Annotated in this window: 9 protein-coding genes; 5 read left to right on the top strand and 4 right to left on the bottom strand. The window is 57.6% G+C overall.

The features are described from left to right. On the bottom strand, positions 1-978 hold the full coding sequence (rsmH, locus tag ABJM03_RS09400; protein WP_348417128.1) for a 16S rRNA (cytosine(1402)-N(4))-methyltransferase RsmH: 978 nt from the start codon (positions 976-978) through the stop codon (positions 1-3). Between the two features lie 6 nt (positions 979-984). Next, the gene (gene mraZ / locus ABJM03_RS09395) at positions 985-1,488 is read right to left on the bottom strand and encodes a division/cell wall cluster transcriptional repressor MraZ (protein WP_348417127.1); all 504 of its coding nucleotides are present in this window, start codon (positions 1,486-1,488) and stop codon (positions 985-987) included. Positions 1,489-2,215: 727 nt separating this feature from the next. Between mraZ and ABJM03_RS09390 the strand changes: the two genes are divergently transcribed. Continuing rightward, positions 2,216-3,031 (top strand): hypothetical protein, encoded by an 816-nt coding sequence (locus tag ABJM03_RS09390; RefSeq protein ID WP_348417126.1) that lies wholly within the window; start codon positions 2,216-2,218, stop codon positions 3,029-3,031. A 6-nt stretch (positions 3,032-3,037) separates the two neighbouring features. On the opposite strand, the gene ABJM03_RS09385 is transcribed toward ABJM03_RS09390, so the two are convergent. After that, positions 3,038-4,111 carry an Mrp/NBP35 family ATP-binding protein gene (locus ABJM03_RS09385; protein WP_348417125.1) on the bottom strand — a complete coding sequence of 358 codons (1,074 nt, stop codon included), beginning with the start codon at positions 4,109-4,111 and terminating at the stop codon, positions 3,038-3,040. Between the two features lie 510 nt (positions 4,112-4,621). On the opposite strand from ABJM03_RS09385, the gene ABJM03_RS09380 reads away from it, so the two are divergent. Then, positions 4,622-4,834: a DUF1127 domain-containing protein gene (locus tag ABJM03_RS09380; protein ID WP_348417124.1), complete on the top strand. Its 213-nt coding sequence runs from the start codon at positions 4,622-4,624 to the stop codon at positions 4,832-4,834. A 222-nt stretch (positions 4,835-5,056) separates the two neighbouring features. On the opposite strand, the gene ABJM03_RS09375 is transcribed toward ABJM03_RS09380, so the two are convergent. Next, on the bottom strand, positions 5,057-7,471 hold the full coding sequence (locus ABJM03_RS09375; protein WP_348417123.1) for a UvrD-helicase domain-containing protein: 2,415 nt from the start codon (positions 7,469-7,471) through the stop codon (positions 5,057-5,059). 183 nt (positions 7,472-7,654) lie between these two features. On the opposite strand from ABJM03_RS09375, the gene ABJM03_RS09370 reads away from it, so the two are divergent. From ABJM03_RS09370 to ABJM03_RS09360, 3 genes are all read left to right on the top strand, one after another. Further along, positions 7,655-8,800, top strand: a complete 1,146-nt coding sequence (locus ABJM03_RS09370) for an alpha-hydroxy acid oxidase (protein ID WP_348417122.1) — start codon at positions 7,655-7,657, stop codon at positions 8,798-8,800. Positions 8,801-9,005: 205 nt separating this feature from the next. Then, the gene (locus ABJM03_RS09365) at positions 9,006-12,449 is read left to right on the top strand and encodes a pyruvate carboxylase (protein WP_348417121.1); all 3,444 of its coding nucleotides are present in this window, start codon (positions 9,006-9,008) and stop codon (positions 12,447-12,449) included. Then, positions 12,446-12,835, top strand: coding sequence for an MAPEG family protein (locus ABJM03_RS09360; protein WP_348417120.1), 390 nt, complete (start codon positions 12,446-12,448; stop codon positions 12,833-12,835). Before ABJM03_RS09365 ends, ABJM03_RS09360 begins: the two co-directional genes overlap by 4 nt. The last annotated feature ends 47 nt before the right edge of the window (positions 12,836-12,882 follow it).

Here is a 12,882-nt window from a genome sequence, read left to right as displayed (position 1 = left end):
TTACTTCCCCCTCATCATCGGCATCCCGATGGCCTTTGCCTCAATCGCGCCCGCCGGTGCGTCCGTGCGCGTGGCCACGCGCAGCTTGGCGCTGCGGCTGCGCGGGTTTTCTTCCAGCTCTTGTTCGTCCGGCCCGAGGGCCTTGCGCGATTTCATGGTAAATTGCGGCGCGGCCTGTACCATCTCGGGCGCAAAGCGGTTGGCATTGCCCCCTGCCCCTGCGCGGGCTGTCAGAAAGCGTTTGACCATACGGTCCTCGACAGAGTGAAACGTCACCACCGCAAGCTGACCACCGGGTTTCAGCGCGCGCTCGGCCGCCATCAAACCGCCCCACAACTCTCCGTATTCGTCGTTCACCGCGATGCGCAGCGCCTGAAAGGTGCGGGTGGCAGGGTGGCTTTGGTTCGGCTTGGGGCGCGGCAGGCAGCTTTCCACCAGCTTTGCCAATTCAAGCGTGCGGGTGATTGGCGCATCAGCGCGGGCCAGCACAATCTTTTTGGCGATACGGCGGCTGGCGCGCTCCTCCCCGTACAGAAAGATGATATTGGCCAGTTCCTCTTCGGAGGCCTCATTCACCAGATCAGCGGCAGACGGGCCATCTTGCGACATGCGCATATCAAGCGGCCCGTCCCGCATGAACGAAAAGCCACGTTCAGCCAAATCCAGCTGCATGGAAGAGACACCAAGATCAAGCACGACCCCGTCAAGGCCGGTGGCATACTCATCCATTTTCGAGAACACACCGTGCTGCATCACAATCCGGTCGCCGTACTCCCCGGCCCAAGGCTGTGCCATCTCATGGGCCAGTGGATCACGGTCAACGGCGATAACCTGTGCCGCCCCCGCATCCAGCAACCCGCGCGTATAGCCGCCTGCCCCGAATGTCCCGTCCAGCCAGACACCTTCAACAGGGTCTACAGCCTTGAGAATGGCACGCAGCAGGACAGGAATGTGGGGGGAAGTCTCGGTGGCAGCCATGACGTGTTAGCCTCCCAGTGGTCCATCAAGGAATTGCATCGGATCAAAATCCTCTGGCAACTCGTCAAGCCATGCTTCCTGCTTGGCGCGCTCCTGCGTGTCGTAAGTTTCAGGCTGCCAAATCTGGAAGGTATCGCCCATCCCGATAAAGAAGGCCTCTTTGTCCAGATCAATCTTCTTGCGCAGCTTGGCAGGCAGAACCAGACGCCCGGTTTCATCGACAGTCGTGGGAAACGACTGCCCGTGAAACAGGGCTTGCAACATCTTACGCTCCATCGAGCCGCGTGGCAGCGCGTCGATCTTGTCGTCTACTTCTTCAATGGCGGTCATTGTATAGCATTCAAGAAAGCTGCGGCGGTGATCACCGTATACGATCACCAACTCGGGCGTTTCGCCGGACTTCCAGTTCGGGTCACCCGCCTCCAACACACGCCGAAAAGAGGCTGGTATGGATACCCGCCCCTTCGTGTCGACCTTGTTGTGGCTTTCGCCTCTGAACCTGCGGCTCACTACGTTTGTCCCTTTTGCGGTGCCGACATCCCTGCCGAACCCCTGAAATTAAAAAGGGCGGATTGATCTGCTGCCACTGATCAACCCGCCGCTTTAGTCCCGCCTTGCGGGAAAGTCCGACTGCGCGCGCCACCTGGGGGGATGTCTGCTCGCCCGCGCGCCGGATCTCATTGTCTGATGAAAATCGAGGCCTGTATGAAACCTGCTAGAGTTTTTATTATTTGGGGTCGTTTGGTGCCCCTGTGTCTCGCTCTCATCCGATAAAGAAGGGATGCCATGGGAATTCATGGGCGTCTACATTTTTTTTCAAAAAAACTCACCGAAGATGGTTTTGAACAGGTGTGAAAAACAGAAGATATCCGGAAATTCATCGAAATATTAGCACAAATAGGCACCGCTTAAATCTCCAGCACAACATATAGTTAGAAAATCGGAATGCGCAAATTTCCCACAATTTCCCATAAAAATTAGCCCACAGATTTATCCACAGGCCGTATTCATGTTTCGTTCCGAGATAAACAAGCGATTCTGCAGAAACGCTCTCCGAATCCCGACGCGAACCCGCAAGATTCGCCCGCGATTTCCATATGCGCCCATCTATTCCCACGGAACGTCCCATGGTTTCCCATGGGATAACAGACCACCGCATGTGACCCATTTTGAGCACACCCGCCTAGCAACTGCACCAATGGCTTGATTAGCAACAGCCTCAAAAGCTATTAACTCTATGCAGCTCCAATTGCCCCAAGAAGAAAACAGGTCATCAGTGATTACAGCGCGCAACCTCTTACAAACCGCGGTCGGCCTTTTGACAAAAAGCCCGCTGACCACAGTTACAGTCGTCGCGCCCGCGCTTGTCCTTATGTGCGGGGTGAGCCTGATAACCGCGACAATCGCACCCGGTCTTTTGCAGATCGGACCGGGAAGCACCAACATTACGACATTCTCCGAAGGCGTTACCCCGCTGGCTTTGGTGCTTGGATTTGCGCTCAGCTATGCGCTCATGGCGATCTTGTGGCACAGACATACCCTGTGCGGGCGCTGCACCACGAAACCTCTCGGGTTGCGCATTATTGCCGGCTATCTTTGGCGCGTGGTGGCACTGGCCCTGATCCAGCTTGCGGCGAGCCTTACCATGGTCATACCGCTGATGATCCTGCACGAGGCAGGAAATTCCCATGCGACCCCGCCCTCCACTGCCTCGATGCTACTGACGACATTCATATCGCAGACAGTGATATTGTGGCTTTTGCTACGGCTGAGCCTAATCCTGCCCGCGGCAGCCCTTGGGGCGTCAATGCCAATGACGACCAGCTGGAAGCACACCAAACAGATCGCCCGCGCCCTTTGGGGAGTGGCGGCCGCACTGGCGCTGCTCAACACCTGCTTTACCGCGCTGGCCACGATGCTTACTCTCGGGCCCTCGGCTCAGGCAATGGTATTTGAGCTGCCCGTCTATGTGATCGAAGGGCTGCTGATCTTTAGCGTTTTGACAACGCTGTATTCCCGCCTTGTCCCGAGCGACATAGCCGAGACGGCCTAGACGCCCCTAGGCCATCCCGCCTTTAATCAGACCTTCCGCGATCCGCGCATAAGCCTGTGCCATAGGGCCATCACCCGCTGCAATAGGCGTACCGCCATCTCCGGCCAGTCGAGTTTCGAGATCAATAGGCAATGCGCCAAGCAGCGGCACATCCAACTTCGCCGCCTCCGCCGCAACGCCGCCTTGGCCGAATATCTGGTGCTCTGCCCCGCAATCAGGACAAACAAAGAGGGACATATTCTCGATCAACCCTAAAACGGGTGTCTTGAGCGTTGCAAACATATCCAACGCCTTGCGCGCATCAATCAAGGCAACATCCTGCGGCGTGCTGACCACAATCGTGCCGGTCAGTTCGGACTTAGTGCAGAGGGTCAGCTGTACATCCCCTGTGCCAGGTGGCAAATCGACCAACAGCACGTCAAGCTCACCCCACTCCACCTGCCCCAGCATCTGCTGCAGCGCGCCCATCAGCATGGGACCACGCCAGACAACTGCCTTACCTTCTTCCATCATGAACCCGATAGACATCAACGTGACGCCGTGCGCTTGCAGCGGGATGATCGTCTTACCATCAGGGCTGGCGGGTTTTTTGTTTACGCCCATCATCCGGGGAATACTGGGACCGTAAATATCAGCATCCAACAACCCGACCTTGCGGCCCTGTTTGGCCAGTGCCACGGCGAGATTGGTGCTAACTGTGGATTTCCCCACCCCGCCTTTGCCCGAACCGATCGCGATGATACGTTTGACGCCGCTCGGCTTTGTCGGGCCATCTTGCGGTTTGGGGTGTCCACCTATCTTGAGGCTCGGTGGTGCCGCAGGCTTGGCCGCCGGACCGTGCGCAGTAAGCGCAACTGTGGCCTGCGTTACCCCGTCAATCTCCATAACTACTTTTTCAGCTGCATCCCGCAACGGAGCCATGGCATGGGCCACCTCCGCCGACGGCGCTTCGATCACGAAACGGACAACCGCCCCCTCAATCGTGAGCGCCCGCATCAGATCGTGCGCAATAAGCGAACGCCCGTCCGGCAGTTTTACCCGCTCCAGCGCAGCAATTACATCATGTTTAGTTACGGACATAACACTCTCCCTCGTTATCCCTGACATCGCAGATTGCACAGAAACCGCAAGCCATCGGCCCAAACCAATACCATCCACCGCATTCAGGGGTGTCTGCATAAAAATTATGCAAACAGCCACATATGCGAATGCTGCATGGCAGCAATGCATAGAAAGTAATTGTGCATCCGCAGTATGACAGCGTAAACACATTCTTATGAAAGCAATCCTCCCGATGGTTTTCTTGAATAACTAAGGCGCTCCATCCTCCTCCCGGAGTAGTCTTTATTTTAGGCGGCGACATCTTCCTCCTCCCTGATGTCGTCGCCCTTTTTTTATCCAACACACCTCTGAATAATGCGGCCTGCGAATGCGGCAACGCAAATTACGATTTGCGAACATCAGCTTACGCAACTCCTCGCATATGCAGAAAATGCATAGCCGCATTGCAGCATTCAGACTTGTGCCACGGGCCAAACCGCTTAAATATCATTCACAACAAGACGCAAATGAATATGAGAAGAGAGCAAAATGGCTTTTTACACAGATACCGCAACAGCCGCACAACCACGCCGCACCGCAGCATTTTTTGATGCAATCGCTCTGAAGCTGCGCAAGAACAAAGTGTACCGCACAACCCTCAACGAGCTGTACACACTGACAGCACGCGACATGAACGATCTCGGCATCAGCCGCGCAGATTTCCGTCGCCTGTCCCGTGAAGCGGCCGATCAGGTTACATAATTCCGAATTGTTTGCGGGGATGTCCTCCCACAGAACCGCAGACAAATCAGCGTACAGGCAGAGTCTCACCTCCCTGATGACCCCTTACGCTAAAAGCTGCATCTTTCCCTCCTCCCATTCGGAAGGGTGCACTTAAAAGAGCGGCGGTCCCCTCCTCCCAGGGTGCCGCCGTTTCCTTTTCCGGTGTAAATTCAGACAAACAGCAAGCTGCCTGATTGAACCCTAGAAGGGCACGTCATCTGCTGCGGTCAAAAACCGCGCGACGACTTTCTTATCGCCCGCCTTTTCAAAAGCAACTTCCAGCTTGTCACCCTCAATCCCGATGATGGCACCGTAGCCGAATTTTTGATGAAACACCCGCTCCCCCATGGCAAAGCTGCTGGTGGCAGTCATGTCGATGGTCATGTTTTTGGATTCGGCAGGTTGGCTCATCCCGCGAGTGCCACTGCGCGCCTGTAGGCGCCGCCAGCCAGGTGAGTTATAGACATTCGCCTCTGCCGCGGCTTCATGCAGCGTGCTTTTCGGCATCGCGGCCCCGAATGTCCCGCCATAAAGCCCAGGTGCCGTGAGCACATCCACATGAGCCTCAGGCAGCTCATCAATAAACCGGGATGGCATGGCGTTCTGCCATTGGCCAAACACCTGCCGGTTGGCGACAAAAGAGATCGTGCAAATCTGTTCGGCCCGCGTGATCCCCACATATGCAAGCCGGCGTTCTTCTTCGAGCCCCTTGAGCCCACTTTCATCCATAGAGCGCTGTGAGGGAAACAACCCGTCCTCCCAGCCCGGCAAGAACACAACGGGGAATTCCAGCCCCTTGGCCGCGTGCAGGGTCATAACGCTGACCTTTTCGCCCTCGCCCTCTTGCTCGTTGTCCATAATCAGACTGACGTGCTCAAGAAACCCTTGAAGGTTTTCGAACTGGTTCAAAGCCTTAACCAGCTCCTTGATATTCTCCAGCCGCCCTGCCGCTTCGGGCGTTTTGTCGTTTTGCCAATGGCCGGTATAGCCGCTTTCGTCCAGAATGATCTCGGCCAGCTCAACATGGCTCATCTCTGGCGGCTCAAACTCCATGGCAATGGGGCCGCCATCGTCGAGCACACTGTCATCCGCCACTTTTTCAATGCGGGGGCCGTGCAACTTGGAGCTCCAGCGCTCAAGCCCGTCCACAAGCAGCCGCAGCTGGGTAGCACCCTTGCCACCGATCCCGCCCTCGGCCAGCAAAATGCGTGCGCCCTCGACCAGATTGGTGCCGTGTTGCTGTGCCGTTGCGCGGATTTTGCGCTGCGCCACATCGCCAAGGCCACGTTTTGGCGTGTTCACGATGCGCTCGAACGCCAGATCATCGTCAGGCGATGTTACGACCCGGAAATACGCCATGGCATCGCGAATCTCGAGCCGCTCGTAAAAGCGCGGTCCGCCGATGACGCGGTATGGCAGACCAATGGTCAAAAAGCGGTCCTCGAACGCGCGCATCTGGTGGCTTGCCCGCACAAGAATCGCCATCTGGTCCAGCCCGAATGGAGCAAGACCGCGCGTGCCGCGCTGCATGGATTCGATTTCATCTCCGATCCAGCGCGCCTCTTCCTCGCCATCCCAATGGCCGATCAGACGCAGCTTCTCGCCCTCTTTCGCATCCGTCCAAAGCGTCTTCCCCAGTCGCCCTTCGTTTGCGGCAATCACCCCGCCTGCTGCTGCCAAAATATGTGGCGTCGAGCGATAATTCTGCTCAAGCCGGACAACGTGGCTACCCGGGAAATCCTTCTCGAACCGCAGGATATTGCCCACTTCGGCACCCCGCCAGCCATAAATCGACTGATCATCATCCCCCACACAGCAGATATTCTTATGCCCCGCCGCCAGCAGGCGCAGCCACATGTATTGGGCAACGTTGGTATCCTGATATTCGTCTACAAGGATATATTTGAACCAGCGCTGGTACTGCGTCAGCACGTCTTCATGGGTCTGAAAGATCGTGACCATATGCAGCAGCAGATCGCCAAAATCAGTCGCATTCAGTTCTTTGAGACGCTTTTGATATGCGGCGTAGATCTCTACACCTTTATGATTATAGGCCCCTGCATCCGCTGCCGGTATCTTGTCGGGCGTCAACGCACGGTTCTTCCAATCATCAATGATTCCCGCCAGCATCCGTGCGGGCCAACGTTTGTCATCAACGCCTTCAGCAACAATCAATTGCTTAAGCAGGCGTAGCTGATCATCGGTATCCAGAATCGTAAAGTTCGATTTTAACCCGACCAGCTCTGCATGGCGGCGCAGCAGTTTTACGCAAATCGCGTGAAAGGTCCCCAGCCAACGCATGCCGTCCGCAGAATGCCCCAGCATACTTCCCACACGATTTTTCATCTCGCGCGCGGCCTTGTTGGTAAAGGTCACGGCCAGCACTTCGTTCGGACGGGCGCGCCCCGTATTGAGCAGATGCACAATCCGCGCGGTCAGTGCGCGGGTCTTGCCCGTGCCAGCCCCGGCAAGCATCAGCACAGGGCCATCCAATGTCTCAACCGCTTCGCGCTGTGCGGGGTTCAGCCCGTCCAGATAGGGCTGCGGGCGCGCTGCCATGGCACGGGCGGAAAGCGATGCGCCCTCAAAGGCGGCATTTTCGTCAAAATCATTCATGGCAGAAAAATTAGCGCAATCCACAGAGAAACAAAAGGGACGTTCGCACAATGTTCCCACCAACGGCGTATTTTATCGTCCTCCGGTGCTGCATGTTCTTCACTCGCGCTGCACTGCGCCCCATTCGCACCGGCAAAGACGAACCTATCTTTACTTTGCCAGCCCATTTGATAGCCGTTTTTCATGGATTTACATGCAAAATACCCCGCCCTGTCCGACCTGCGCCGCCGTGCCGCGCGGCGCATTCCGAAATTCGTTTGGGAATATCTGGACAGTGGCACGGGCGGGGAAGCAACCAAAGCACGCAACCGTGCAGCGCTTGACCGTGTCGGCATGATGCCCTCGGTCCTGCATGGCGAATTCGAGCCTGATCTTTCCACGGTGTTTTTGGGACAAAAAATGCCCCTGCCCTTCGGAATCGCCCCGATCGGCATGTCAGGGCTGATGTGGCCCGACGCCGAAGGCCATTTGGCCCGTGCCGGTACCCGCCTCGACATCCCCTACTCTATATCTACTGTCGCCACCCAAAGCCCCGAAGACATCGCGCCCCATCTGGGCCCCCACGCATGGTTCCAGATGTACCCGCCCCGCGATCTGGATATCCGCCGCGATATGCTGGACCGTGCAAGGGCCGCCGGGTTTCGAACACTGGTCCTGACTGTGGATGTCCCCGTAGCAAGCAGGCGCGAGCGGCAAGTGCGTTCAGGGCTGACCAACCCGCCAAAACTGACTCCGCGCCTGATGGCGCAGGTGGCGCTATGTCCGTCTTGGGCCATGGGCATGGCAAAACGCGGCATGCCGCATATGCGCGGCCTTGATAAATACGCCAATGTAGCCACAGACGGGCTCTCGCCCACGGCGCATGTGGGCTATCTGCTACGCACAGCCCCCGATTGGGACTATGTCAGCTGGCTGCGGGACGAATGGAAAGGCAATTTCATCGTAAAGGGCGTGATGCGCAGCGCCGACGCCACGCGGTTGGAGCAGCTGGGCGTAGATGCGATCTGGGTATCCAATCACGCAGGGCGCCAATTTGACGGCGCACCGGCCACGATCGAAGTACTACCCGAACTGCGCACCGCCACCAAGCTGCCGCTGATTTTCGACAGCGGGATCGAAGGCGGGTTGGACATCTTGCGGGCGCTCGCGCTGGGGGCTGATTTTATCATGTTGGGCCGTGCATTTCATTATGCTTTGGGCGCGCTGGGGCCAAAGGGCATCGACCATCTGGTTGACATTCTGGCCAAAGATATGACGTCCAACATGGGGCAAATCGGTGCGCGCGATCTGGCGGATTTACCTGCTACACTCCAGCTAAGCCCCCATTGATGCCTGTGCCGCTTCGCACGCACCCCAATTCGCCAATCGCTGCGAAAGACAGCAGCGGCTGCTCGGGCCCTACAGAACGCCAATAAAACGCCGCGTAATTGGGCTTTTGCACAAAATTTGCGCACCTACCCAATAACCCGCATTGCAGGATAACCCCGCTACGCTTACAAAACGGCAGTCCTGCCAAATTGCAAAGGCCCAAACTATGACTGACTTCAAGAAGATCCTTATTGCCAACCGCGGCGAAATCGCCATCCGCATCATGCGCGCCGCGAATGAAATGGGCAAAAAGACGGTTGCCGTCTTTGCTGAGGAGGACAAGCTGGGCCTGCACCGTTTCAAGGCTGATGAAGCCTATCGCATTGGCAAAGACCTTGGACCCGTTGCCGCCTATCTGAGCATTGACGAGATGATCCGCGTGGCCAAAGCCAGCGGCGCGGATGCCATCCACCCGGGCTATGGTCTGCTGTCGGAAAACCCCGATTTTGTGGACGCTTGCGCGCAGAACGGCATTACCTTTATCGGCCCCAAAGCCGAAACCATGCGCGCCCTCGGTGACAAGGCCAGCGCGCGCCGCGTCGCAGTTGAAGCAGGCGTGCCCGTCATCCCCGCCACCGGCGTGCTGGGCGATGACATGGAGGCGATCAAGAAAGAGGCCGCCGAGGTCGGCTATCCTTTCATGCTCAAGGCGTCATGGGGCGGCGGCGGGCGCGGGATGCGCCCGATCTACTCCGAGGACGAGCTGGAAGAGAAAATTCGCGAAGGCCGCCGCGAGGCAGAAGCCGCCTTTGGCAACGGCGAAGGCTATCTGGAAAAGATGATCCTCAAGGCGCGCCACGTCGAGGTGCAAATTCTGGGCGACAACCACGGCGACATCTATCACCTGTACGAGCGCGACTGCTCGGTCCAGCGCCGCAACCAGAAAGTGGTCGAGCGCGCACCAGCACCTTACCTGACCGAAGAGCAACGCGCCCATGTGTGTGAACTGGGTCGCAAGATCTGCTCCCACGTAAACTATGAATGTGCCGGTACGGTCGAATTCCTGATGGATATGGAATCCGAGGAGTTCTACTTTATCGAGGTAAACCCCCGCGTTCAGGTTGAGCATACCGTGACCGAAGAGGTCACAGGCATCGACATCGTGCGTGCGCAAATCCTGATCGCCGAAGGCAAAACCATCGCCGAGGCCACAGGCAAAGCCCGTCAGGAAGACATCGTGCTCACCGGTCACGCGCTGCAAACGCGGATCACCACAGAAGATCCGCAAAACAACTTCATCCCCGACTATGGCCGCCTGACCGCCTATCGCTCTGCCACAGGCATGGGCATTCGTTTGGACGGTGGCACGGCCTATGCGGGCGGTGTGATCACCCGCTATTACGACAGCCTGCTGACCAAAGTGACAGCAAAGGCCCCAACCCCGGAGATGGCGATTGCACGGATGGACCGTGCATTGCGCGAATTCCGTATTCGCGGCGTGTCCACCAACATCGCCTTTGTTGAGAACCTGCTCAAGCACCCGACGTTCCTCGATAATACTTACCACACGAAATTTATCGACGAGACGCCCGAGCTGTTCACCTTCAAGGCGCGTAAGGACCGCGGCACCAAGGTGCTGACCTATATTGCGGACATCTCTGTCAACGGTCACCCTGAGACAAAAGACAAGCCCCTGCCCGCCCATGCCACCCGTGCCCCCCGCGCGCCAGAGTGCCGCGCAGAGCCGATGATGGGCACGCGCAATCTGCTGGAGCAAAAAGGCCCGCAAGCCGTTGCCGATTGGATGGGACAGCAGCGCCAGCTGTTGATCACCGACACCACCATGCGCGATGGCCACCAGAGCCTGTTGGCCACACGTATGCGCAGCCATGACATGATCAAAGTGGCCCCTGCCTATGCCGCCAACCTGCCCAGCCTGTTCTCGGTTGAATGCTGGGGCGGTGCGACATTTGATGTGGCTTACCGCTTCTTGCAGGAATGCCCGTGGCAGCGCCTGCGCGACATCCGTGAGAAGATGCCAAATGTCATGACGCAAATGCTGCTGCGCGCGTCCAATGGCGTGGGTTACACCAACTACCCTGACAATGTGGTGCAGCATTTTGTGAAAACCGCTGCCAGCTCGGGCGTGGATGTGTTCCGCGTCTTCGACAGCCTGAACTGGGTCGAAAACATGCGCGTCGCCATGGACGCTGTGATCGAATCCGGCAAAGTCTGTGAAGGCACAATCTGCTACACCGGCGATATCTTTGACCCTGACCGCGCGAAATACGATCTCAAGTATTATGTCGCCATGGGTAAAGAGCTGAAGGCCGCCGGTGCCCATGTACTGGGTCTCAAGGATATGGCCGGCCTGCTGAAACCCGCGCAAGCGCGTCAACTGGTACGGACGCTGAAGTCCGAAGTTGGCCTGCCGATCCATTTCCACACCCATGACACCGCTGGCATCGCCACGGCGACAATCCTTGCCGCCTCTGAGGCGGGCGTGGATGCGGTTGATTGCGCTATGGATGCGTTTTCGGGCAACACATCGCAGGCCACGCTTGGCTCGGTCGTAGAGGCACTGCGCCACACAGATCGCGACACAGGTCTGGATATGAGCGCTGTGCGCGAAATCTCCGACTATTGGGAAGAGGTCCGCCACCAATACGCCGCGTTTGAGACGGGCATGCAGGCCCCCTCCTCCGAGGTTTACCTGCATGAAATGCCCGGTGGGCAATTCACCAACCTCAAGGCCCAAGCCTCCAGCCTTGGTCTGGATGACCGTTGGCCCGAGGTTGCGCGCACCTATAGCGATGTGAACAAGATGTTCGGCGATATCGTCAAAGTGACGCCATCCTCCAAAGTAGTCGGTGACATGGCGCTGATGATGGTTTCCCAAGGGCTGACACGGGCACAGGTCGAAGACCCCGGAACGGATGTCTCCTTCCCTGACAGTGTCGTGGACATGATGCGCGGCAATTTGGGCCAGCCTCCCGGTGGCTTCCCTGCAGGTATCGTCGACAAAGTCCTGAAAGGTGAAAAACCCAACACAGAGCGCCCCGGTGCCCACCTTGAGCCTGTCGATCTTGAAGCGGTACGCGCCGAGCTGGCGACAAAATTCGACACTGAGATCGACGATGAGGACCTCTGCGGTTATCTGATGTACCCAAAAGTCTACACCGACTATATGGACCGTCACGAGACCTACGGCCCTGTGCGCACCCTGCCCACGCCGACGTTCTTTTACGGGATGGAGCCCAGCGACGAGATCTCTGCCGAAATCGACCCCGGCAAGACGTTGGAAATCCGCCTGCAAGCCATCGGTGAGACCACGGAAGACGGCGACGTCAAAGTGTTCTTTGAGCTGAACGGCCAACCGCGTGTGATCCGCGTGCCAAACCGTCTGGTCAAAGCCACCACCGCACAGCGCCCCAAAGCCGAAGCTGGCAATGCTAATCACATCGGTGCGCCAATGCCTGGTGTTGTGGCCTCTGTGGGGGCCGTCGTGGGACAAGCCGTGAAATCCGGTGATCTGCTGCTGACCATCGAGGCGATGAAGATGGAAACCGGCCTGCACGCCGAACGTGACGCGGTGGTTAAAGCCGTGCATGTGATCCCCGGCGGCCAGATCGACGCCAAAGATCTGCTGGTAGAACTGGAAGACGAATGATGCTTTCCATCACGCCTATTTATGCGGGCGTGATGGCCCTCATCCTGATCACGTTGAGCGCGCTTGTCGTGCGCCAGCGTGTGATTGCCCACAAAGCCGGCGACCTTGCTGATGAGGTCGCCTTAAACAAATCCATACGCGTTCAGGCCAATTTCATCGAATATGTCCCACTGGCTTTGATCCTGATGCTCTGCGCAGAGCTTCAGGGCGCGCCAGCGGCTGCGGTCCATGCCATGGGGGTCACTTTGGTGGTTGCCCGCCTCGCCCATGCCGTTGGCATGTCCCGCACACCCCAGGTGAGCCTCTTGCGGGGTGCCGGCTTTTTACTGACTTCCGCGCTGCTGGTTTTCTCTGCGCTGGCCGTCATTGGCCACGCTCTGAGCTGATTTAACTTTTTTCGAAATAGGGCATTTTAACTCTTGCGGCGACAAGC

It is taken from the genome of Sulfitobacter sp. (assembly GCF_039977885.1).
Taxonomy (GTDB): domain Bacteria; phylum Pseudomonadota; class Alphaproteobacteria; order Rhodobacterales; family Rhodobacteraceae; genus Sulfitobacter.
Note: the sequence above shows the minus strand (reverse complement) of the source record. Positions and strands in the feature narration are given on the sequence as shown.